Origin of the sequence: Gluconobacter sp. Dm-73 (genome assembly GCF_018256215.1) — a bacterium.
Lineage (GTDB): Bacteria > Pseudomonadota > Alphaproteobacteria > Acetobacterales > Acetobacteraceae > Gluconobacter > Gluconobacter cadivus.
Genome location: NZ_JAERLW010000007.1, coordinates 12,539 through 34,214, shown reverse-complemented (window position 1 = coordinate 34,214; position 21,676 = coordinate 12,539). Strand labels below are relative to the sequence as shown.

At 58.1% G+C, this 21,676-nt stretch carries 23 protein-coding genes; 9 read left to right on the top strand and 14 right to left on the bottom strand.

Going from position 1 to position 21,676, the window contains the following annotated elements; translation table 11 throughout:
- Positions 1-10: 10 nt before the first annotated feature.
- Genes JK176_RS08995 through JK176_RS08980 form a run of 4 tightly spaced genes read right to left on the bottom strand, consistent with a single transcriptional unit; the run spans position 11 to position 5,473 of the window.
- Positions 11-1,792: an aminopeptidase P family protein gene (locus JK176_RS08995; protein ID WP_211587521.1), complete on the bottom strand. Its 1,782-nt coding sequence runs from the start codon at positions 1,790-1,792 to the stop codon at positions 11-13.
- Entirely contained in the window at positions 1,789-2,334 is a 546-nt protein-coding gene (locus JK176_RS08990) for a GNAT family N-acetyltransferase (protein ID WP_211587520.1), read from the bottom strand. Before JK176_RS08990 ends, JK176_RS08995 begins: the two co-directional genes overlap by 4 nt.
- Positions 2,334-3,239, bottom strand: coding sequence for a 50S ribosomal protein L11 methyltransferase (locus JK176_RS08985; RefSeq protein WP_211587624.1), 906 nt, complete (start codon positions 3,237-3,239; stop codon positions 2,334-2,336). The genes JK176_RS08990 and JK176_RS08985 overlap by 1 nt, the downstream gene beginning before the upstream one ends.
- Positions 3,239-5,473, bottom strand: a complete 2,235-nt coding sequence (locus JK176_RS08980; protein WP_211587623.1) for a UvrD-helicase domain-containing protein — start codon at positions 5,471-5,473, stop codon at positions 3,239-3,241. Before JK176_RS08980 ends, JK176_RS08985 begins: the two co-directional genes overlap by 1 nt.
- 93 nt (positions 5,474-5,566) lie before the next feature.
- Between JK176_RS08980 and JK176_RS08975 the strand changes: the two genes are divergently transcribed.
- Together JK176_RS08975 and radC are read left to right on the top strand one after the other, a co-directional pair.
- Positions 5,567-6,190: a RadC family protein gene (locus JK176_RS08975; protein WP_249194381.1), complete on the top strand. Its 624-nt coding sequence runs from the start codon at positions 5,567-5,569 to the stop codon at positions 6,188-6,190.
- Position 6,191: 1 nt separating this feature from the next.
- Entirely contained in the window at positions 6,192-6,938 is a 747-nt protein-coding gene (gene radC, locus JK176_RS08970) for a RadC family protein (protein WP_249194379.1), read from the top strand.
- 4 nt (positions 6,939-6,942) lie between these two features.
- On the opposite strand, the gene JK176_RS08965 is transcribed toward radC, so the two are convergent.
- From JK176_RS08965 to rpmE, 6 genes are all read right to left on the bottom strand, one after another.
- On the bottom strand, positions 6,943-8,067 hold the full coding sequence (locus tag JK176_RS08965; RefSeq protein ID WP_211587518.1) for a 5-(carboxyamino)imidazole ribonucleotide synthase: 1,125 nt from the start codon (positions 8,065-8,067) through the stop codon (positions 6,943-6,945).
- Positions 8,064-8,588, bottom strand: coding sequence for a 5-(carboxyamino)imidazole ribonucleotide mutase (gene purE, locus JK176_RS08960; protein WP_194268619.1), 525 nt, complete (start codon positions 8,586-8,588; stop codon positions 8,064-8,066). Before purE ends, JK176_RS08965 begins: the two co-directional genes overlap by 4 nt.
- Positions 8,589-8,789, bottom strand: a complete 201-nt coding sequence (locus JK176_RS08955) for a YdcH family protein (protein WP_011253895.1) — start codon at positions 8,787-8,789, stop codon at positions 8,589-8,591. It abuts the gene before it with no gap.
- 119 nt (positions 8,790-8,908) lie between these two features.
- Positions 8,909-9,493: a DUF1013 domain-containing protein gene (locus tag JK176_RS08950; protein WP_211587517.1), complete on the bottom strand. Its 585-nt coding sequence runs from the start codon at positions 9,491-9,493 to the stop codon at positions 8,909-8,911.
- Positions 9,494-9,703: 210 nt separating this feature from the next.
- Positions 9,704-10,162, bottom strand: coding sequence for an Hsp20 family protein (locus JK176_RS08945; RefSeq protein ID WP_349291921.1), 459 nt, complete (start codon positions 10,160-10,162; stop codon positions 9,704-9,706).
- A gap of 156 nt (positions 10,163-10,318) precedes the next feature.
- Positions 10,319-10,546 (bottom strand): 50S ribosomal protein L31, encoded by a 228-nt coding sequence (gene rpmE, locus JK176_RS08940; RefSeq protein WP_062028708.1) that lies wholly within the window; start codon positions 10,544-10,546, stop codon positions 10,319-10,321.
- Between the two features lie 189 nt (positions 10,547-10,735).
- Between rpmE and mscL the strand changes: the two genes are divergently transcribed.
- Positions 10,736-11,194 (top strand): large-conductance mechanosensitive channel protein MscL, encoded by a 459-nt coding sequence (gene mscL / locus JK176_RS08935; protein WP_194263293.1) that lies wholly within the window; start codon positions 10,736-10,738, stop codon positions 11,192-11,194.
- Complete coding sequence (locus JK176_RS08930; protein WP_211587516.1) at positions 11,194-11,586, top strand: hypothetical protein; 393 nt, start codon at positions 11,194-11,196, stop codon at positions 11,584-11,586. Before mscL ends, JK176_RS08930 begins: the two co-directional genes overlap by 1 nt.
- Positions 11,587-11,619: 33 nt before the next feature.
- On the opposite strand, the gene secF is transcribed toward JK176_RS08930, so the two are convergent.
- Together secF and secD are read right to left on the bottom strand one after the other, a co-directional pair.
- Positions 11,620-12,558, bottom strand: a complete 939-nt coding sequence (gene secF / locus JK176_RS08925) for a protein translocase subunit SecF (protein ID WP_211587515.1) — start codon at positions 12,556-12,558, stop codon at positions 11,620-11,622.
- 5 nt (positions 12,559-12,563) lie between these two features.
- Positions 12,564-14,105, bottom strand: a complete 1,542-nt coding sequence (gene secD, locus JK176_RS08920; RefSeq protein WP_211587620.1) for a protein translocase subunit SecD — start codon at positions 14,103-14,105, stop codon at positions 12,564-12,566.
- Positions 14,106-14,264: 159 nt separating this feature from the next.
- On the opposite strand from secD, the gene JK176_RS08915 reads away from it, so the two are divergent.
- Entirely contained in the window at positions 14,265-15,260 is a 996-nt protein-coding gene (locus tag JK176_RS08915; protein ID WP_194263296.1) for a Gfo/Idh/MocA family protein, read from the top strand.
- Positions 15,261-15,275: 15 nt separating this feature from the next.
- On the opposite strand, the gene JK176_RS08910 is transcribed toward JK176_RS08915, so the two are convergent.
- A complete protein-coding gene (locus JK176_RS08910; protein WP_211587514.1) occupies positions 15,276-17,084 on the bottom strand; it encodes an ABC-F family ATP-binding cassette domain-containing protein in 1,809 nt (602 codons plus the stop codon).
- Between the two features lie 60 nt (positions 17,085-17,144).
- Positions 17,145-17,885 carry a response regulator gene (locus JK176_RS08905; RefSeq protein WP_211587513.1) on the bottom strand — a complete coding sequence of 247 codons (741 nt, stop codon included), beginning with the start codon at positions 17,883-17,885 and terminating at the stop codon, positions 17,145-17,147.
- 139 nt (positions 17,886-18,024) lie between these two features.
- Here JK176_RS08905 and JK176_RS08900 point away from each other — a divergent pair, with 139 nt between their 5' ends.
- From JK176_RS08900 to JK176_RS08885, 4 genes are all read left to right on the top strand, one after another.
- The gene (locus JK176_RS08900) at positions 18,025-18,615 is read left to right on the top strand and encodes a sigma-70 family RNA polymerase sigma factor (RefSeq protein ID WP_211587512.1); all 591 of its coding nucleotides are present in this window, start codon (positions 18,025-18,027) and stop codon (positions 18,613-18,615) included.
- A 137-nt stretch (positions 18,616-18,752) separates the two neighbouring features.
- Positions 18,753-19,328 carry a sigma-70 family RNA polymerase sigma factor gene (locus JK176_RS08895; RefSeq protein ID WP_194263300.1) on the top strand — a complete coding sequence of 192 codons (576 nt, stop codon included), beginning with the start codon at positions 18,753-18,755 and terminating at the stop codon, positions 19,326-19,328.
- A gap of 199 nt (positions 19,329-19,527) precedes the next feature.
- Positions 19,528-19,701 (top strand): NepR family anti-sigma factor, encoded by a 174-nt coding sequence (locus JK176_RS08890; RefSeq protein ID WP_194263301.1) that lies wholly within the window; start codon positions 19,528-19,530, stop codon positions 19,699-19,701.
- An 86-nt stretch (positions 19,702-19,787) separates the two neighbouring features.
- On the top strand, positions 19,788-21,572 hold the full coding sequence (locus JK176_RS08885; RefSeq protein WP_194263316.1) for a sensor histidine kinase: 1,785 nt from the start codon (positions 19,788-19,790) through the stop codon (positions 21,570-21,572).
- The last annotated feature ends 104 nt before the right edge of the window (positions 21,573-21,676 follow it).

Genomic DNA, 21,676 nt, shown 5'->3' with positions numbered 1-21,676 from the left:
GCCTGCAACTTTACCGAACGAGCGGTTTGCAGACCTCCGCCAGCCACTCTGCGACTTCTGGTTCGACATGCGGCGAAACCCGCGCCTGAACCTCGGCGTGGTATGCATTCAGCCAGTTCAGCTCGGCATCATTCAGCAGCGCCACATCAATCAGCTTACGATCAATCGGCGTGTAGCTGAGGATCTCGAACTCCAGAAATGCGCCCTTGCTGCCCTTGAACGAAGACGGGCGCACCAGCATCAGGTTCTCGATCCGGATTCCATATTGCCCCGGTTCGTAATATCCCGGCTCGTTGGAAACGATCATGCCTGCTTCAAGCGCAACAGGACGCGGCGCAGGGGAGATGTTCTGCGGGCCTTCATGAACGGACAGATAGCTTCCGATGCCATGTCCGGTCCCGTGATCGTAGTCCATCCCAACCTGCCACAGGGCAGCGCGTGCCAGAACATCCAGCCTGTGCCCGGTCGTGCCGGGCGGAAAACGAATGCGGGAGAGGGCGATATTGCCCTTCAGGACGCGCGTAAACGCTTCCCGCACATTGGCTGGTGGCTCCTGATCCCCAACCCACAGCGTGCGGGTAATATCCGTCGTGCCGAACGGATACTGACCACCACTATCGATCAGATAGACGCTGCCTGCTTCCAGAACCCGATCATGACCGACCTGCGCCCGATAATGCGGGAAAGCACCATTCGGCCCAACCGCGGAAATGGCATCGAAGCTCTGTTCCCGATAATCATTGGAGCGGGCACGCAGACCGTTCAGCCGCGTGACGAGATCCGTCTCGTGCTGGCCAATCCCCGATACCGTGAGAGAATACAGGAAGCGGGCCATTGCGACGCCGTCATGGGCATGGGCCTGACGCGCGCCCTCCTGCTCAACACTGTTCTTGATCGCTTTTGGAAGCGTGCAAGGGTCCGTTCCGTCCACAACCGTCGCACCGCCAGCCTGAAGCGTGGTATCGAACCACACGGCCGTCGAAACCGGGTCCACGCGCACCGTTCTACCCTTAAGAGCTTCAAGACGCGTTGCCAGTTCCGCAGGGGCATGAACTGTCACACCCGAACCACAGACATCCATCACGCCGGCCGCCAGACGCTCCGATGAAACGAACCATTCGGCCGTTCCGTCAGCGTGCAGGATGGCATAGCCATGCGCGACAGGGGTCAGAGGAACATCGCTGCCACGAATATTCAACAGCCATGCCAGCGAGGTGCAGTCTGCGATGATGGCAGCATCGTGCCCGGCCTGGCTCAGAGCCTGCCCCAAACGCAGGCGCTTGTCGGCACTGCTTTCGCCAGAAAACTCCAAAGGCTGCGCCATGACCTGACTGGCAGGGGCCTCTGGACGGTCTACCCAAGCCTGATCGATCGGATTATGCGCCAGCGCGACAAGTTCAACACCCGGCGTCTGCCATGACGCCAGCATGGACTGGCTCACCAGACGCGGATCATACCCGATTCTCAGCCCGTTCGCCTGCTCCGCCAGCCAGTCGGAGAGGGGTTCCAGAGAAATATGCCGCCGCTCCCACAGATCATGCGGAACCTGTTCTTCCAACTGCACCGTATAACGCCCGTCGGAAAAAACGGCGGCTACGTCCGGCAGAATGGCGGCAAGACCAGCACTTCCCGTAAAGCCCGTCAGCCACGCCAGACGCTCGGCACAGGGGGCAACATACTCGCCCAGATATTCATCACCCCTCGGAATGATGAAACCGTCAACGCCCAGTGCTTTGCAGGCTGCGCGAACGAGGGCAGGGCGCTCGTTGAGCGGGATGGAGGACAGGGTCATGAAAAGTCCTTTTCCACAGAAGACATATCGTTGAGGCAGAGTGTCATGAACAACAGATCAAGCCAGCGATCACGCTTGCGCCCCACCTGTGGAAGTATTCCACAGGCCTGGAAGCCAAAGTCGCGATGCATCGCAACGGACGCAACATTATCCGCCGTGATCCCAGCCACCATGACGTGAAATCCAGCATGTTTTGCATGCTCAATCAGGGTAAACAGAAGAGCGCGACCAATGCCCCGACGCTGATACAGAGGTGAAACGTAAACCGAGTGTTCGACTGTACGGGCATAGCCTTCATAAGATCTGAAAGACCCGTAAGAGCCATATCCCATCACTTCGCCAGCCATATCGACAGCAACAAGAACGGGATATCCGTGCGCCAGCCTGTCCTCGAACCACTGACGCCTCTGCTCCAGCGTAAAGGGGGTCGTGATCCAGAGCGCATCGGTGTGCTCGATGGCATCATTGGTAATCCGTAGAATTGCCGGAAGGTCGTCCTGACCGGCGCTTCGGATCACCGGTAATGCACGCTGTGGATTCATCAGCCGCGGCGACGCAGGATCAGCGTGGCCCAGTCGCCCTCACGCAGAATACGCTCCAGCACAAGACCCTGACGCTGATGCGCCACCAGAACCATCCGCGCCTGACTATAAAGCAGCCCGGCCAGAATGGCCGTTCCGTTTGGCGCAAGATTCAGCGCCAGAGACTGCGCCATCCGACACAGCGGGCGCGCAAGGATGTTGGCGAAAACCAGATCATACGGTGCCTTGGCGCGTACGGCCTCGGTCTGCCAGCCATTACCAAAACGGCAGTCCAGCAGATTCCCCTGACCGTTCAGCCGCGCGTTGAGCTTGGCCGTCCGGACGGACCAGGGCTCGATATCGACCGCCAGAACCGGACGGTGCAGCAGCTTTGCCGCAGCCATGGCCAGAATGCCAGACCCACAGCCCATATCCAGAATATGCTGCGGCTTGCGATACGCCACCATCTCCAGAGCCCGCAGACAGCCGCGCGTCGACCCATGCTCGCCCGAACCAAAGGCAATCCCGGCATCCAGTGTAATCGTCAGACGGGACTGATCGGGCGCGCCATGAAGATGGGTGCCACGAATGGCGAAGCGCTTGCCAACATTCTGCTGCGGGAAAGATTCGTAAGTCCGGGCCAGCCAGCCTTCAGATTCGGTCGGGGTGCGTTCAAGCTCCGCTTCACAGCCGGTCAGCATCCGTGCAACTGCCAGAGCGTTTTCGAGCTCGTCTTCCTTGAAGCCCGTATCCTTCACGCCTTCCACACGCCAGTATTTCTGCGCGTCATCGGCTTCGAAAATACCGACCGTTTCGCAGGCACACATCAGCGCCTGCTCAAACAGGGGAACAAAAGGCTCTTCAACCGTGATGGACAGGGTTTCGAGCGCACTGGCATGGCGACGGCCAATGCTGCGGGGTGCCATCACGATCTGATCTCCACAAAGTTTGACATGACGCGCTTGACGCCACCGTTTTCAAAATTGATGTGCAACTGCGGTCCGTCAGCACCGATAACCGTGCCTTCACCGAACCTGTGATGAAAAACCGTCGCCCCGATCGCAACGGTCGGCTCCGGCTTCACGTCATGAAGCTTCGGGCGCGGGGCACGAAACCCTGAAGGGCGCGTGCTGGTGAGTGGCCCCGACGCGAACATGGACGGGGACGCCGCAGCCTGACGCCGCGTCTCAAAAGCCTGCCCATTCATCTGGACATGCTCGGACGGAATTTCCTCAATAAAGCGGCTCGGCATTGAAGACTGCCAGTTCGCATAAATGCGTCGGCTGGCCGCATGCAGCACGATGGCCCGACGCCGCGCGCGAGTCAGCCCGACATAAGCCAGCCGCCGCTCTTCCTCCAGCGCCCGGTTTCCACCTTCGTCCAGCGACCGCTGGGACGGGAACACGCCTTCCTCCCAGCCCGGCAGGAACACCGTGTCGAACTCCAGCCCCTTGGCGCCGTGCAGTGTCATGAGACTGACCTTGTCGTCAGACGTCTCACTTTCGGTATCCATGACGAGCGCCACATGCTCCAGAAATCCCTGAAGCGTTCCGAATTCGCCAATCGCGCGCAGAAGCTCGCGGATATTGTCCAAACGGCCCGGAGCCTCGACGGAACGGTCGTCCCGCCACATCTGAAGATAGCCGCTGTCTTCAAGAAGCTGTTCAGCCGCAACGACGTGACCTTCGGTCTCCAGCGTGGCCTTGGCTCGCTGGAACGCGCCCATCAGCCCGTCCAACGCCTCTTTCGACTTGCCTTTGAGCAGCCCTTCCTGAAGCTGCCAACTCACCGCCGCCGTCAGCGGGCCGGGGAGCGCCCGTGCCTGACCATGCAGCTTCTGCACGGCCACTGCACCAACGCCACGCTTGGGAACATTGATAATCCGCTCGAACGCCAGATCATCCGCAGGCTGCGACAGAACGCGCAGATAGGCCAGACAGTCCCGGATCTCCGCGCGTTCGTAAAATCGCAGGCCGCCCACGACGCGATACGGAATCCCAATCAGCATCAGCCGCTCTTCAAACGGTCGTGTCTGGAACCCGGCCCGCATCAGGATGGCAATTTCCGAAAGCGGGTGCCCGTCAGCACGCAGGCGTTCAATCGCCCCACTTACGATTCGCGCTTCCTCATCCGAATCACGAACGCCGATGATCTGAACCTTCTCGCCATCAGCGTCTTCGCGGCCCGGACGCAACGTCTTGCCAAGCCGCCCTTCATTATGGGCGATCAGACCAGCCGCGGCCGCGAGGATCTGTGCTGTCGAGCGGTAATTGCGCTCCAGACGCACCACTTCCGCGCCCGGAAAATCCTTTTCGAATCGCAGAATGTTCTCAACTTCCGCCCCACGCCAGGAATAGATGGACTGATCGTCATCCCCCACGCACGCAATGTTGGACGGTCCATGCTCGCGCTTGGCTAGCAGACGCAGCCACAGATACTGAACGGTATTGGTATCCTGATACTCGTCCACGAGAATATAGCGGAAAATCCGGTGATACTGCGCCAGAACATTCGGCTGGTTCCGCAGGATCTCCGTCATGTGCAGCATCAGATCGCCGAAATCGCACGTATTGAGCGCAATCAGACGCTCCTGATATGCCCGGTAGATCGCCAGCGCATGCCCATTCGCAAAATCTGTATCCTCAGCCGGTGTCACCCGGTCGGGCGTCAGTCCGCGATCTTTCCAGCGCTGGATGATGCCCATGAGCTGGTTCGGCGGCCAGCGTTTGGTATCGATCTTCCACGGCTCCATGATCTGCTTGAGCAGGCGGATCTGATCGTCTGTATCGAGAATATTGAAGCTGCTGGTCAGACCGACATATTCCGCATGACGCCGCAGCATCCGCGCGCAGATCGCATGAAACGTCCCCAGCCACAGCCCTTCCGCAGGCTCACCCAGAATCGCGCTGACACGCTCGCGCATTTCGCGTGCGGCTTTGTTCGTGAAGGTCACGGCCAGAATCTGGCTCGGATAAGCACGTCCGGTCAGGAGAATATGGGCAAACCGCGTCGTCAGAACGCGCGTCTTTCCCGTTCCCGCACCCGCCAGAATGAGGAGCGGGCCTTCGGTCGTCTCGATGGCGCGTCTCTGCTCCGGGTTGAGGCGGGAGAGATACTCGGGCGCGGAGGCAGGCGTGGGGGAAGGAAGGTCTTGCGGCACACTCCCGATATAGAGTGAGATACCGTCATGGCCAACACCTATCCCCGGATCGATCTGACACGCGGCACCGGTCCACAGGGACATCGGGCCAGAATGCGCGCACGCGTACTGAACACTGGTGCGAGCACGCTGGCAGACTATGAAATTCTGGAAATGCTTCTTTTTGCCGGCGTACCGCGCAAGGACACGAAGCCGCTCGCCAAAGGACTGATCGGACATTTCGGCAGTCTGGTCGAGGTCTTTCGTGCTCCAACGCAGGCCTTACGGGCAGCGGGCCTGAAAGACGACGCCATCCGTGTCCTGCGCCTCCCCGGCGTTGCGGCAGAACGGCTGGCGTCTTCGGAACAGCGCGAACGTCCGACACTGAGCAACTGGGATCAGCTCGTAACCTATCTCGATCAGGCGCTCGAGGGAGGGGTATCAGGACAGTTCCGATTACTCTATCTCGACAACCGCAACCGGCTGCTGGCGGACGAAACCGCACCCGACGCCGATACGCCAAGCGAACGCAACCGCGCCATCGCCATCCGGGCGCTCGCATTGCACGCTACGGCCCTGATCGGATTTTACGTCCGCCCGACAGAGCGCCCGACCGATCTGTCACAGACAGCCCGACAGCTGGATTTTGCAATGCGTCCCCTGTCCATCACGCTGCATGACGTGCTCATCACAGGAAACGGACCACCATCCAGCCTGCGTCAGGAAGGATTGCTGTAGGATGGAAAGTGAGACGAGCGGCTTTTCGGATGGCATGGTCGGCCTCTCATCGGCCGATCTGAGACAGATCACGGCCCTGACCGAGCCTCCTTCGAAACTAGAACCGCCACTCGCCCTTCTGACGGGCCGGGGGCGCCATCTCGATGATGCGACCCTTCTTCATTTGATGACCGCCCTGTTCGCAGGGCGGGAGGAGGGCAGCGCCGAACTTTCACATACGCTTTTTGCCCGTTTTGGATCGCTAGCTGCCGTTCTTTCCGCCAGCAACCGTGAACTTGAAAGCATCACGAATATGGGCACGCACATGGTGCCGATGATCCGCCTCCTTCAGGAAGCAGCCCTGCGCTACAACAGGGCACGCCTTCCACCCGAAGACGTCCTCGATAGCGAGCAGAAACTCCTCGATTACCTCACGGCCCGTCTGGCCCGGGAAAATATCGAGCAGTTCCGGATCCTGTTTCTGAACGAGAAGAACAGCCTGATCGCTGACGAGGCTCAGGCCAGAGGTACCGTCAACCATACGCCCGTCTATCCGCGCGAGGTGGCCAGACGCGCTGTGGAAGTTGGCGCGAGTGCTCTGGTTCTGGTCCATAACCATCCAAGCGGCGACCCCACACCCTCAGAAGCCGATCTTCAGATGACGATGCAGGTTCAGGCCGCGCTGGATGTGGTCGGCGTCACGATCGCGGACCATTTCATCATCGGCAATGGCCGCCACACCAGTTTCCGACGCAGCAACCTGCTCTGAACCTTCACCCCCGAGGCGGCAGAAGCCCCTTGAGGGCCAGTTCTCCGGGAAGAGCGCCACGCGGAAAAATGGTGTTTACATGACCCATTTTCCGGCCTTCACGCGCCTCCGACTTTCCATAAAGATGGAGCGACGCTCCATCCGTCGCCAGAATGGCCGGAACCCGCGCCATGTCCTCCGGGCCGATCAGATTGTGCATAACCGCATCGGAATGGCGGCGCGCAGGCGGCAGCGGCAGCCCCGTAACTGCACGAACATGCATCTCAAACTGATCCACCAGACACGCATCCATGGTCCAGTGACCGGAATTATGCGGGCGGGGTGCAATCTCGTTCACCATGAGGCTTCCATCCGCCGCATGGAACATTTCCACGCCCATCATCCCGACCAGCCCCAGCGCTTCCGCGATCTGTGCCGCCATATCCTGCGCCTGTCGGGCAATATCAGGCATAACGCGGGCAGGCGCGAGCGTCACATCCAGAATGCCGTTCCGATGGCGATTTTCCACCGCATCGAAACAGCGCACAGTCCCGTCCAGACCACGCACAACCATCACACTCAGCTCACGCTCGAAGTCGATCATCTTCTCCGCAACAAGCGGGTAGGGCAGATCGTCCAAGGCGGTCAAAGCTTCGGCATCCGGCACGCGGAACTGACCCTTGCCATCGTAACCAAAGCGCGTCGTCTTGAGAATCAGCGGGAAACCCAGCGTTTCCAGCTCATGCAGATCCTCGGGACCATTAACTGCACGCCAAGGCGCAAGGCTGACACCGATTTCGGAAAGACGCGTCTTCTCCGCAATCCGCTCCTGACTGATCCGAAGAATGTCGCCTCCCGGACGCACCGGACGACGTTTTTCCAGAAATGCCAGACCTTCGGCGCTGATATTCTCGAATTCGAACGTCACCACATCGCAACGGGAGGCAAAATCCTCAAGCACGGCAGGGTCGTCATACGCCCCCACAGTAACAGAAGACGCGACTTCCGTGGCAGGGCTTGGGAAATCCGGGCTCAGAACATGCACATGATAGCCGAGCTTCGATGCAGCAACAGCAGACATGCGACCAAGCTGGCCACCGCCAATAATCCCGATCGTACTACCGGGCGCAAAAACGTCCTGTGTGTTCATTCGACAGGAACGTCCGCCACCGCAGCCGTCTGCGTCGCCCGCCAGGCATCCAGACGCGCCATGACCTGCCCATCGGAAACCGAGAGGATCGACGCTGCCAGAAGGCCCGCATTGATGGCACCAGCCTTGCCAATCGCCAGCGTCCCCACCGGAACACCACCGGGCATCTGGACGATGGACAGCAGACTGTCCTGGCCATTCAGCGCCCGGCTCTGGACGGGAACGCCCAGCACAGGAACGCTCGTCCATGCCGCGCACATTCCCGGAAGATGTGCGGCCCCGCCAGCGCCCGCAATAATGACATGCAACCCACGCCGACGCGCCGTCTTGGCGTATTCCACCAGACGGTCAGGGGTGCGGTGTGCAGACACAATCCGTCGCTCATGGGCAATGCCCAGATCGTCAAGAATGTTGCAGGCATGGCGCATGGTGTCCCAGTCGGACTGGCTTCCCATGATAACGCCAACGCGGATCGGCATGTCACCCTGAAGGGTTTCGTCGGCGGAGAGGATCTGGCTCATTCAGGCAATATTATCCGGGATGAGACGGGTCTCGATCCACGAAATCTCATCTTTAAGCTGAAGCTTGCGCTTTTTGAGGCGCTGAAGCTGAAGCTGGTTGAGGGGATGATGGACGAGACGCTCGATGACAGTATCCAGATCGCGATGCTCGCTGCGCAGTTCGTGCAGGCGTTTCAGCATGGCATTGTCGTCAGTCATCATGGCATCCGGTCCCGGAGAACAGTCAGGCATTGTGGAGAGACTGATTCTTTCCACTCTCTCCAATGCAGTATCATGCCTGAAGGGCACCGGACCAGTACCCGTCAGGCATTCATCCCGGTTCAGGCGTGACTGTCGCTGTCCGGCACATAGGCTTCCACGACCGGCAGGGCATGACCCTCGCGCGCCAGACGGTCATTCGCAGCCGTAACGGCGGCATGAAGGTCGGTCTGGGTGCACAGACCAAGGATCACCGGGTCGCGCGGCTTGATGTTGGCACTGTTCCAATGCTGGCGGTCACGGACCTTAATGATGGTGTCTTTGGTCGTGCCAAGCAGTTTGACGATCTGGGCTTCGGAGAGCTGCGGGAACTGGCGTAGAACGAACGCAATGGCATCCGGACGGTCATTGCGCTTGGCAACCGGCGTATAGCGCGCACCCTTGGCGCGACGCTTCACAGGGCTGGCCGTCGGCATAATTTTCAGACGTGCGTTGGTATCTTTTTCGCAGCGCTTGATTTCGGCATCGGCAAGCTGGTGGTTCTTGACCGGATCATAGCCGTTGATTCCGGCCGCAACTTCGCCGTCTGCAATCGCCTGAACTTCAAGCGGGTGCATGCCACAGAATTCTGCGATCTGCGTGAAAGTCAGGCCGGTTTTCTCGATCAGCCAGACGGCCGTCGCCTTGGGCATCAAAGGCAGGGTCATGTCGATGCGTTCCTTGCTGGGACACGGAGGGAGCCAGCTTCCGCAGGCACCGATCAGGCGTATCCGGCGAGGAAACAATCCCGCCCGGGATATGATCGCGGCACCTGCTGGATGCTCTGCGATAATGCAAACGGGTATGGGCCACCAAAGCCGCGATGGTCAAGCACCAAAACGGAGAGGCGCATTTTTAAGATGCACCCCTCCTATAGCTTATGCCGTATAAACAGTTCCAGACGGAGCAGTCTGCCCCGTTCCGTTCCGAACCGGAATACGGCGCGGCCTGGCAGCTTCCGGCACGACCTGCCGAACCATGATGGACAGCAGGCCATTCACCAGATCTGCCTGATCGATTTCCGTGTGATCGGCGAGCACAAAACGGCGCTCAAAGGCCCGGGTGGCGATACCGCGATGCAACCACTCCCGGTCACGATTATTCTCCGGGACGCTCCCGCGCACGACAAGCGTATTGTCTTCCTGAACAACATCCACGTCTTCAGGCCGAAAGCCCGCAAGAGCCATCGTCAGAACGTAATTCGTCTCGCCGGTTTTTTCGATATTGTAGGGGGGATAGCTTGGAAGGGCCTGAGCATTGGCAACATTGCCAGCCATTGTGGCCAGACGGTCGAAACCGATCGCGCTGCGAAACAGCGGTGTAAAGTCGTAAGTCACTGAAACCTCCTTCTGGCAGGAATCATCTGGCGCATTTCCCGATATGGCAAAATGCTGTGGTCAAACCAGCCACGACCCGAACGGCACCGCGGCTGATTCTCCAGATAGGTTCCGACCTGTCCGCCTTCAAGAGGAGGCGGGAGGAGGGGCGCCGAATTACTTCGTGCGCGTACCGATGCCTGCAAAGCGCTTGTTGAACTTTGCAACCTGGCCTCCGGTATCCATCATACGCTGGACACCCGTCCAAGCCGGATGGGACTTCGGATCAACGTCGAGACGCAGCGTCGCGCCCGGCTCACCGTAGCAGGAATGCGTCTTGTATTCGGTCCCGTCGGTCATGATGACGGTGATCTCGTGGTAGTCAGGATGGATGCCGGATTTCATGAATATCTACTCCATAAAGAAAGCTCCGATGCCGACCGGAGCGAATCATCAGGCGCGTATAACGGAAACCGCTTCCAGATGAAAGTAGCCTTTACTGGATCATGTGAGTCCGTTTATCCCTTGCAATGAAAGCGGGCTCGAATGTCAGGCCTGCAACCGTGGCTTCACGGATCTCAAGAAAGGTTTGATATGAGCGAGACGAAACACACCCTGCACACTCCGGGCTGGGTCAGCGATTTCCAGAAATTCATCATGCGCGGCAACGTGCTCGATCTGGCCGTCGGTGTCGTGATCGGTGCCTCGTTCAGCGCGATTGTCGGCAGTGCAGTCAAAGATGTCCTGACGCCATTCATCGGCCTTCTCACCGGCGGTGTTGATTTCTCAAACCTGTTCATCACCCTCAAAGGACCGGTGAAAGACACGCTCGCCGAAGCCCAGAAGGCAGGCGCAGTGACCGTGAATATCGGCCTGTTCCTCAATGCCGTGATCCAGTTCCTGATCGTGGCCTTCTTCATTTTCTGGCTGACCCGCATCCTCAGCAAACTTAGCCGCAAACACGACGAAGCTCCTGCCGCTCCGCCGGCTCCGAGCAAGGAAGAGGTTCTCCTCACGGAAATCCGCGACTTGCTGGCCCAGAAAAACTCCTGATGACAGCCATGAAAGTTTTCCGCCCCGCAGCCTGGCGCTCTGCGACGGCTCTGCTTGTAGCGGGAGGCTTTCTGGCCGGATGCGCGGCACGCCCTGAAATGACGGGACTGCCGCCATCCCCCAATTCCCGGCTTTATGCGTATTTGATCGCGCATGGCATGGCACGGGGAGCTGTCATGACCAGACAGATCGGCCCCGATGGACTGACCCGACTGGTCACTCTGGACAAGGCCGCACAACAGGCAACCCTGAACGCCCTGAAGCTGCAAAGCTCATCCGCAAACAGGCAGGCCGATCAGGCTCTCTCCAACCTTCTCGCTGATCTGCCGCAAAAGCCGCCTCACATGACGAGCCATCCGTCAGAGCAGACACAAAAAAACCGGCTCCCCTAAGGGACGCCGGTTTTTTTGTGAGAACTGGCCGTATCAGCCTGCGTCCGTCTCTTTGCGCAACCGCTTCTCGCCCATCAGAAGCAGAAGCGGCGCGGCGATGAAGATGGACGAGGACGTTCCTACGACGATCCCGAACAGCATGACCGTGGCAAACCCGGTCAGCGTGCTTCCTCCGAACAATGCCAGAGGGAGGGCGGCCAGAAAGACCGTCATGGACGTGCCAAGCGTCCGGTTCAGGGTTTCGTTGATGGACAGGTCCAGCAACTCCCGCAGCGGCATCGTCCGATACTTGCGCAGGTTTTCCCGAATACGATCGTAAACGACAACCTTGTCGTTTGTGGAATAGCCCAGGATCGTCAGAAGAGCCGCAACCATCACCAGATCGAATTCAAAGCGCGTGATGGCCAGAAAACCGATCGTTTTGGTCAGATCCAGAATAAGCGTCACCACGGCACTGATGGCAAACTCACGCTCGAAACGCACCCAGATATAGACCAGAATCATCGCAAGGCTGAAGCCAAGCGCCAACAGGCCGTCGCGGAACAGTTCGGACGATACCGAAGCCCCCACGGCATCAGCGCGCAGAACTTGCGTGCCCGGTTCAGCAGCCGAGATGGCGTTCTTGACACCATCGACCAGCTTCTGGGTCTGCGCCTCGCGATCCGCCCCTTCGGGAGCGTTAATCGAAATCCGAACATCGCGCGGCGACCCGAACGCCTGCACGGCATCAGGATGAATGCCGGCATGATCCAGAGCCGCCCGCAGCTTACCGAAATCGGCAGGGCCGGGCGTCTGGGCCTCCACAATGATGCCACCGCGGAAATCCAACCCAAGCTTCAGACCGGGCTGGAAGAACAGGATGACGGAAGCGATGGAGAGGACCGCCGAAACGATCAGCCCCATGTGACGGCCGCGCATGAAATTGATGCGCCGATCGTCACGGACAAAACGGAAAAGAGGACGTGACAGCATGACGATCAGACCGGAAGTTCTTTGGGACGGGCGAGGGCGTACCACCGCACGACCAGAAGGCGTGACAGCAGGAGGGTCGTGAAGAGGGTCGTGACGATACCGATGGTGATCGTCAGGGCAAAGTTGCGCACCGGCCCCGTTCCGAACACGAACAGCATGACATGCGCCAGAAATGCCGTGGCGTTACTGTCGATGATCGTGCCGGTCGCGCGGTCGAAACCTGCCTGCAGAGCCTGAAGCGGCCCCCGGCCGCGCTTCACTTCCTCGCGGATACGCTCGTTGATCAGGATGTTGGCATCAACGGCCATACCCAAAGTCAGCAGCATACCGGCCATACCCGGCAGTGTCAGCGTCGCCTGAAACAGCGAGAGAATTCCAACCATCAGGATCAGGTTCGCAAACAGCGCAATATCGGCATACAGACCAAAGCGCCCGTAAAACAGCACCATGAACACGATGACCAGAAGCAGACCGGTCAGCAGGCTGATGATACCGGCACGAATGGACGCAGCCCCAAGGCTCGGGCCGATCGTGCGCTGTTCAACCACCGACAACGGAGCAGGAAGCGCACCGGCACGCAGCAGCAATGCCAGATCCGACGCACTGCGCGCATTGAAGCCACCTGTGATCTGACCGTTTCCAGCCGTGATCGGGCTGATGATGTTCGGGGCCTCAATAACCTTGTTGTCCAGAACGATCGCGAAGCGCTTGCCAACATTGGCCCGTGTGACGTTCGCAAACGCCGTCGCCCCCGCGCTGTTGAGCTGGAACGTCACAGCCCAGCCACCGCTCTGCTGATCGATTACTGCACCGGCATTCGTCAGATCCGTGCCGTCAACGTCAACGTGATCCTGAACCGCGACCTGTGTATGCATACTCTCGTCTTCAAGCATCGTCGAACCGGGGCTCGCAACGCTCGGGTTCGGAGCCAGCAGGCGGAACGTCAGACGCGCCGTCGTGCCCAGCAGGCTCTTGATCCGCTCGGGATCGCTGACCCCCGGAAGCTCGACAACAATCCGATCGTCGCCTTCACGCGCAATGCTCGGATCAATCGCACCTGTCGCGTCGATACGACGACGGACGATCTCGATGGACTGCGCCACAGCTTCACGCGCGCGGGCCAGCATCGCCTCATGCTGAAGTGTCAGAACGATCCGCCCGTCTTTTTCAGACGTCGTGAATTCGTTCGGCACCACAGGAGGCAGAGACTGCATGGCCTTGAGCGCCGGATCACGCTCGGCATCCGAACGCGGCAGAAAGCTCAGGCTTGCGGTCGCATCGTCACGGACGAAATCCCGGTATCCGAGAGAGTGATCCAAAAGGGTCTGGCGCACCTGATCCTGAAGGGATTGCAGACGATCATGCTCAAGGGATTTCAGATCGAGCTGAAGAAGAAGGTAGGACCCACCCCGCAGATCGAGCCCCAGATGGATCTGCCGCCAGGGCAGGGACGGTGCGGGAGAACGCAGGAAATTGGGCAGACACAGGAGCACGCCAATCAGGCAGATGCCTGCGACGCCCAGCAGTCTGAGCCGGCTATAATACATCATATCAGGTCGAGACGTCCTCGGCGGATTTGGACAGATCGTTTTTCAGATCATTTTCTGGCCGGGACCATGCCGTTTCCGCCATACCGATGCAACCTTTTGCCTCTTTGCGCCTGCACGACCTTCCCGGAAAACAGCGCGCCTGATAAGCGTACCTACATGAATACAGCGCAGCAGCTTCGTGTCGGTATCGTCGGGGCCGGTCATTTCGGACGGTTTCACGCTCTCAAATCCGCAGCAAACCCGGCCGAACAGCTTGTCGCTCTTTATGACCCCGATCCAGCCCGCGCAGCCGTTGTGGCAGCAGAAGTTCGTTGCGGAATTGCCACAAGCTACGAAAATCTTCTTGAACAGGTCGATGCCGTCATTATCGCGGCCCCGGCGGAATATCATTTTCCCCTGACCAGTCAGGCCCTCAGGGCCGGGCGACATGTTCTGGTCGAAAAACCGATCGCCGCCACGCTGGACGAGGCATATGCCCTCGCCGAACTGGCCGAACAGACCGGAAAAATCCTTCAGGTCGGACACCTGCTGCGCTACTCCGCCGAACATCACGCCATCACCGAACGAATCAAGGCGCCCCTCTACATTGAGGCAACCCGCATTGCTCCATACAAACCCCGCGGGACGGATGTTTCGGTCATTCTCGATCTGATGATCCATGACCTTGATCTCGTTCTGGCGATCGTGGACAGCCCCATCGCGGAAATCGACGCACTGGGCGCGGCTGTTTCGAGCGCGCATGAAGATATTGCCAACGCCCGCGTCAGATTTGAAAACGGATGCGTAGCTACCATCACCGCAAGCCGGATTTCCCTGAAAACAGAACGCCGTATGCGACTGTTCTCACAGGACGGATATCTTTCTGCCGACTTCATGGAGCGCAAGCTGAGCTTCATCGGCCGTGAACGGGGCCTTCCCCTTCCGGGCACAGGCGGGTTCCGCCGTGAGGCCATAAGCTGGAAAGACCATGACAATCTAGCAGCCGAACATGAGGCCTTCGCCGCCTCATGCCTTTACGGCGCGCCCGTTCTGGTCGATGCGCAGGCTGGAATTAGAGCTCTGGATGCTGCCATCCGTGTCACGGACAGCATTAAGCGATCCAGAGAGATCATGGAGCTTTCCGGCCTGATTCCATCCCCACCAAAAAGCTGAAGAATTTCTTTCAAATCACTGATTTTCAAGAAGTTCTTTTTTCATTTCCAGTTCAAGCCATTCTTCTTCCGACAGGGTGAGTTCTCTCTCAGAAATTTCCAGAAGCTGCGTGGTCTTCCCGAATTTTGCATAATCCCGGCTATAGAGTTCCGGGTCTGCGAGAATGTCGCGGTAGGCCTGAATCTTCTTCTCCAGATCAGCCATTTTCTTAGGCAGCAGGTCCAGAGCCCGCTTGTCGTTATAGCTAAGTTTTTTCGTCTTTTTATCTGTTTTTAAAGCAGATTTTGGTGCGATTCCTTCTATGGCAGAAGAAGAAATTTCCCGCCCTGCCGGAGCTTCGCCACGCTGGATCAGCATGTCCGAGTAGCCGCCCGCATATTCGATCCACTCACCGCCACCATCTGACACCAGAACCGAACTCGCAACCCGATCCAGAAAATCACGATCATGACTTACCAGCAGAACCGTACCCGCATAATCGGCCAGCATATCCTGAAGAAGATCCAGCGTTTCCAGATCGAGATCGTTCGTCGGCTCATCAAGCACCATGAGGCTCGACGGCTTGGCCAGAGCACACGCCAGCGCCAGCCGACCGCGCTCTCCCCCTGAGAGTTTTCCAACCGGGGTGCGAGCCTGTTCAGGACGGAACAGGAAGTCTTTCATATACCCAATGACATGGCGCTTTTCGTCGCCGACCTGCACCATATCTCCACTGCCACCAGCAAGGGTCTCAGCAAGCGTTTTGCTAGGATCAAGGCTTTCCCGCTGCTGATCCAGCGTCACCATAGCCACGGAAGGCCCCATCTTGATGGTGCCGGATTGCGGCTCCATCTTCCCGGTTAAAAGACGCAGAAGCGTTGTTTTGCCTGCACCATTTGCTCCCACCAGACCCAGCCGATCGCCACGCAGAATTCTCAGATCGAGATCCCTGACGATGGCACGATCATCATAAGCCCAGTTGACGCCTTCTGCTGCGATCGTGATTTTGCCCGCGCTTTCAACATCAGTCGCCGCCATGCGCAGAGTGCCCTTATTGCGGGAGGCAAGCTCACGGCGCTGCGCCCGAAGCGCTGCCAGTTCTCCGACACGGCGGACATTACGTTTACGGCGCGCCGTGACGCCATAAATCATCCAGTCTTCTTCCCGCGCGATCTGGCGGTCCAGCTTGTGCGCATCGCGCTCCTGCTGTTCCAGAATCTCATCGCGCCAGGTTTCATAGCGGGCAAACCCCTGATCGAGCCGCCGCGTCACGCCATTTTCCAGCCAGACGACACTGCGAGACAAAGTCTCCAACAGACGTCGGTCATGACTGATAACGATCATCGCGCAACGGGAGGCAGACAGTTCCTTTTCCAGCCATGTGATAGACGGAAGGTCCAGATGGTTGGTCGGCTCGTCCAGCAGCAGCAGATCAGGCTCGGCAGCAAGAGCGCGGGCGAGGGCGCAGCGCCGCACTTCACCGCCCGAGAGACTTTGGCAACTTTCCTCGCCCGTCATCCCGAGTTCCGCCAGCATGGAGCGCGCACGGTAAGATTCGGTCTCATCAAGACCTTCAGATGCATAATCGAAAGTCGTGGCGTAGCGCGAAAGATCCGGCTCCTGCGCGAGATAATGGACCTTTGTGCCGGGCTGCACGAAACGCTTGCCGGAATCCGTCACGATATCGCCCGAAGCAATCTTCAGCAGCGTGGATTTTCCGGAGCCATTGCGGCCGACAAGACAGATACGCTCACCGGGCAGAACAGCAAGCTCTGCGCCATCAAGCAGCGGTCGTCCGCCAAGAGTATAGGCAATATTCTGAAGGGAGAGGATGGGTGCCGACATGGCTTCTTATGTGTCGCAGCGGAGCACCCGCCGCAAGCCACCCCACTCCAAATTATGCCATCAGACGAGCGTGACCCCACCAGTGACAGCCTGATAGGTCGCGACAGCCAGCGTCATCGGCTCGAACGGCTTGGTGATGACAAAAGACGGCTCCTGCGTTTCGCCCGTCAGCAGACGCTCGGGATAGGCCGTAACGAAAATGACCGGCGCCTCATGGGTCCGCAGGATGCGCCCGACGGCCTGCATACCGTCTCCACCGCCACCAAGATTAATGTCCGCAAGAATGAGGCCGGGTTTCGTTTTTGCAGCCAATTCAACGGCATCCGCTTCGGTATGCGCCACGCCTGCAATTTTGTGACCACAGCGCTCGACCAGATCCTGAATATCCATGGCAATGATCGGCTCGTCCTCAATAATCAGAACGCTGGTCTGGGCAATTCCCTGCAGGCCAGCCCGGGCCTTGTTGAGTTCAGCCGCAGCCTCTTCTTCAGTTAGGCCAAGAGCCTGCGCGCTGGAGGCGAGAGACTGTTCCTCAAGCGATGTTAGCAGAAGAAGAGCGCGCTGACGTAGCGGCATACCCACCGCAGCATCCCTTGCATGCTGCTCCGTGAACTTACTGACAAGTAGGCCGTAGAGCGCCTGTCGTGCGGACAGATTGCTATTGCGATGTATCTCCATCAGCGTTTTCAGTGCGGCGGCGACAAGCTGATCGCCCGTCTTCTGATCACCGACAAGAGCGCGGGCAAAACGGCGGGCATAGGGAAGTGCCTTGACGAGTTCCTGACGTGCCAGATCAGTCATGAGTTCATGGCCTCCTGAAAAAGATATCTGCCGATTCACCCCTAAACGGAATGCATCCTGCTATGAAGGTCGAATAACCATGACACGATGCCCATTCTCCGTATAGTGTCTGTGGCTGCGCGGTCGTCTGCAATGTCGCGTGAAGGATATTCTTCTGAGCACATCAGCGTCCGAAGGGCACCAATCGGGCCCATCTTCCCAGAAAGTCAGCTTTCACAGTAGCCTTTTACAGACCCTTCCGGATCTGCGAGGCTTTGCGCGCTTTCTGACACGGGACGCGACTGCGGCGGACGATCTGGTGCAGGATACGATCGTGCGCGCTCTGGCGTCGCAGGATCAGTTCCAGCAGGGAACAGCTCTAAAAGCATGGCTGTTCACAATACAGCGAAACGCTTTTTACGAGCAGACCCGTCGACGCAGCCGCGAGCAGGAAATCATGCTCGATATCGAACTCGATATGCAGCCATCTACAGCTGTTCCGTCCCGCCAGAATGCCCGTGATGCTGTTCAGGATCTGGGAGAGCTGCTCTGGAAACTCCCGGATCTGTTGCGTGAAGCCCTGATCCTCGTAGGAGGACAGGAACTCTCCTACGAAGATGCCGCACAGGTCTGCAACGTTCCTGCTGGCACCATGAGGGCGCGAGTTTCCCGTGCCAGAACCCGGCTTGCGGAGCTAGCGACAGAAAATACTGACATCCCAGAGACGGATCCTGAAAAAAAAATTATCTGATTTATGGCTGAATTCCGGGGGGATATGGGCATAGCATTTTCTTTTTTTAAAAATTTCGATCCTCCAGATGCAACATTCTCATCCGACCATTCATTGATCTCCTGAAAACAGACAGAACGAAATCAGGAGTCAGTTCCATGACGTTCCACGATCAGGTTATTGCCATTCTTCCGAAGCTGCGCGTTCAGGCCCTCTCACTGACCCGCAATCGCGCTGCTGCAGAAGACCTCGTACAGGACGCCGTGTGCAACGCTCTGGCAGCACAAAACAGCTTCATCCCAGGTACGAATTTTTCGGCATGGATGCATCGTATCCTGCGTAACCGTTTCATCTCAGACCTGCGCAAGCGTCGTGAAACAACCGATATCGATGATGTGCCCGCAGCATCTTTTGCCAGCCCGGCGACGCATGAAGACAATCTTGCCCTGAAGGATCTGTCGATGGCGCTTTCCCGCCTTCCATCCGATCAGCGCGAGGCATTGGTCATGGTCGTCATTCAAGGCATGAGTTACGAAGAGCTGGCCGAGGCTACGGATTGCGCCGTCGGGACTGCAAAAAGCCGCGTTTTCCGGGCACGTCGTCAACTGGAAGCCTGGATGAGCGGAGACCTTCCGACCAACGACAAACTTCGCGTCAAGGTCAAAGCCCTGCGCGATGCAATGGATGCCCGTCGGCGTGCTGGCCACGCATCTGAGGATCTCATGCTCTCCTGATGCGTTGCCTGTAAGAGAGCAGATCCCAGTCCATTGCGGATTGGAAGCGATTGCAGAAAACGCGACGTTTTCGTAAGACTGTTTCTGGCAGTTCATCCTGTAACGGCTTCTCAAAAGGAATCCGGAGTTCGCGCCATAATCAGTATCAGAGGTGCATAATCTGCACTTCTGACGTCACAGGAAGGTTCGGGACCAGCCAATGACCGCAGGAGACAAGCGGAAGTCTTCAGTCGACGATATAAAGGGGGAGGAACAGGACTCACCTTTCGGTATCTGGCTGAGCCGGGGTCTGCATCAGCTTTTCGACGATGTTGCAAATGAGCCAATTCCCGATGAGCTTCTCCGACTGATCGAGGAAGACCGAAACAAGTGACTGTTCTCCGGTCTGGTTCTCCAGACCTGAATCCGCGGCGCTGGCACCGCTTGCTTCGCGGACGCAAGGCCCTGCGCCATATCCGGATGCTCGATACTGTCGGCGCCCGAGTTATGGCGCTGATCGTCGCGACCACCCTTCCTCTCGCAATCATCGCGTCCATGCTTGCCTGGCACAGCTATCAGCAGAATGTCGGCAATAGCGCTTTGCGTACGGAACGCGACACGCAGCTTGCGATTTCAGAAATCACGACAGATCTGGACCAGACCCATACCCTTCTGGATATGCTGGCCGATGGCGACATCTCATCCGGAAATGCTCTCCGGGAATTCGCGCTCGTCCAGATGGTTTCTCAGCATCACTACTGTTTGTTGATGCTAACGGATGCCGAGGGGCGACCCTCTGTCGTACTGCCGTCGCCTTCAACTCAGGACCCGGCGATCTGTCACTCACCGGAAAATGCGTCGCCTTCGATGATGTCTGCTTCCGCAAGACTGCCCGTCGCCGGAATTGATGTGCTCAAGGGCGCACGAGGCCCACTTCTGAAATTTGTTGTTCCCATTCTCAGCAACAATTCCGTTTCGGGCTATATCGTAGCTATACGGACCTTGGGATGGCAGCAGAACCATCTTCGAAAAGGGGACAGTCGGCTTCTTCTTGGTACGGAGACTAATTCCCGGCATTTTCTCGCAATGCCTGATGGTTCTCTCTATTCGCTTTTTCCGGATCGTCCCGTATCGGTCAACCTGCCCCCAAAAGCGATGGCCCGTCTTCAGCGGGATATTACCGCCCAGAGCCAACATGACGTTTTCACAAATCAGGGCATCACATATGCCTTTCAGAACGCTTACGGGCCGGTCAGCCTGATTGTCGCTACCGAGCGCACAGCGGAAGAAAGCCACGCCCTGAATATCTTTCTGATCCGGGTCAGCCTGATTGTCGGACTTCTGGTTCTGGAACTGCTGGGCGTGGCACTAGGCGCCAGTATCTTCCTGGTTGATCCCCTTGAAAAACTTGCGCTTGCCGTTGCGGACTGGAGGCGGGGCGCCCTGTTCGCGCCCAGAAACAACCATTCTATTCCACTTGAAATCCGGCATCTGGAAAAAGCCTTCCTGCGTGCTACACGCCGCCTGACCCAGCATGAAAAGGCTCTGGAACAGTCAGCCCGCAATCAGGACATGCTAATCCGCGAGATCCATCATCGCGTGAAGAACAACTTGCAGGTCGTGGCATCACTGCTCAATCTTCAGGCAAGTCGGATCCGCTCACACGAAGCCCGTGAGGAATTCCGCCTCGTACGGGACCGTGTAAGAGCACTCGCGACCCTGCATCGTTATCTCTACTCGGAAAACGGCCTTTCCGCTCTGGACGTCCAAAGCTTTCTTGAAGAACTCTGTAGCATTCTGTTGTCAGCCAACAGCATGAATGCCCAGACCCGTATCCGACTCCGGCTTGATATAGAACATGTCCTGATCTCCCCCGATCAGGCCGTACCGATTGCGCTCATCGTGACGGAAGTTCTCAGCAATGCCCTGCGATATGCGTTTCCAGGCGAGCGGGCAGGACATATCGTCATTGCCCTTCACAAAGTTGTACCGCCAGATCCGGACAAAGAAGGACTGGTAGAACTGAAGCTGGGTGATGACGGCATTGGCATTGATGCCGGTCAGGCCAGCGAGTCTCGAACTCGCAGGGAAGGGATTGGTATGCAGCTCATTCGTGGATTTGCCCGGCAAATCAATGCGGACATGACCGTCAGCAATGAAAACGGAACCTGGTACACTCTGCGTTTCATTCCAGAACGCCCGTCCCTTACGGCACTCGCCATGGCGCGCGAGGCCATTAATCACGACGAAGACTCGGTGCGGTAATCACGTAACATCCGCAGGTTTCGCCGCCAAAACCACAAAAAACTCTAAATAAGCTGCAAGAATTGCATGAGGCACTGTCTTGTCGCGCTTTTGCGACCTATATG

Excerpts from the sequence above, each read along its gene's own strand:
- JK176_RS08995 (WP_211587521.1), bottom strand. The coding sequence starts at position 1,792 with ATGACCCTGTCCTCCATCCCGCTCAACGAGCGCCCTGCCCTCGTTCGC.
- JK176_RS08990 (WP_211587520.1), bottom strand. The coding sequence starts at position 2,334 with ATGAATCCACAGCGTGCATTACCGGTGATCCGAAGCGCCGGTCAGGAC.
- JK176_RS08985 (WP_211587624.1), bottom strand. The coding sequence starts at position 3,239 with ATGGCACCCCGCAGCATTGGCCGTCGCCATGCCAGTGCGCTCGAAACC.
- JK176_RS08975 (WP_249194381.1), top strand. The coding sequence starts at position 5,567 with ATGCGCGCACGCGTACTGAACACTGGTGCGAGCACGCTGGCAGACTAT.
- radC (WP_249194379.1), top strand. The coding sequence starts at position 6,192 with ATGGAAAGTGAGACGAGCGGCTTTTCGGATGGCATGGTCGGCCTCTCA.
- JK176_RS08965 (WP_211587518.1), bottom strand. The coding sequence starts at position 8,067 with ATGAACACACAGGACGTTTTTGCGCCCGGTAGTACGATCGGGATTATT.
- purE (WP_194268619.1), bottom strand. The coding sequence starts at position 8,588 with ATGAGCCAGATCCTCTCCGCCGACGAAACCCTTCAGGGTGACATGCCG.
- JK176_RS08955 (WP_011253895.1), bottom strand. The coding sequence starts at position 8,789 with ATGATGACTGACGACAATGCCATGCTGAAACGCCTGCACGAACTGCGC.
- JK176_RS08950 (WP_211587517.1), bottom strand. The coding sequence starts at position 9,493 with ATGACCCTGCCTTTGATGCCCAAGGCGACGGCCGTCTGGCTGATCGAG.
- rpmE (WP_062028708.1), bottom strand. The coding sequence starts at position 10,546 with ATGAAATCCGGCATCCATCCTGACTACCACGAGATCACCGTCATCATG.
- mscL (WP_194263293.1), top strand. The coding sequence starts at position 10,736 with ATGAGCGAGACGAAACACACCCTGCACACTCCGGGCTGGGTCAGCGAT.
- JK176_RS08930 (WP_211587516.1), top strand. The coding sequence starts at position 11,194 with ATGACAGCCATGAAAGTTTTCCGCCCCGCAGCCTGGCGCTCTGCGACG.
- secF (WP_211587515.1), bottom strand. The coding sequence starts at position 12,558 with ATGCTGTCACGTCCTCTTTTCCGTTTTGTCCGTGACGATCGGCGCATC.
- secD (WP_211587620.1), bottom strand. The coding sequence starts at position 14,105 with ATGTATTATAGCCGGCTCAGACTGCTGGGCGTCGCAGGCATCTGCCTG.
- JK176_RS08915 (WP_194263296.1), top strand. The coding sequence starts at position 14,265 with ATGAATACAGCGCAGCAGCTTCGTGTCGGTATCGTCGGGGCCGGTCAT.
- JK176_RS08910 (WP_211587514.1), bottom strand. The coding sequence starts at position 17,084 with ATGTCGGCACCCATCCTCTCCCTTCAGAATATTGCCTATACTCTTGGC.
- JK176_RS08905 (WP_211587513.1), bottom strand. The coding sequence starts at position 17,885 with ATGACTGATCTGGCACGTCAGGAACTCGTCAAGGCACTTCCCTATGCC.
- JK176_RS08895 (WP_194263300.1), top strand. The coding sequence starts at position 18,753 with ATGACGTTCCACGATCAGGTTATTGCCATTCTTCCGAAGCTGCGCGTT.
- JK176_RS08890 (WP_194263301.1), top strand. The coding sequence starts at position 19,528 with ATGACCGCAGGAGACAAGCGGAAGTCTTCAGTCGACGATATAAAGGGG.
- JK176_RS08885 (WP_194263316.1), top strand. The coding sequence starts at position 19,788 with ATGCTCGATACTGTCGGCGCCCGAGTTATGGCGCTGATCGTCGCGACC.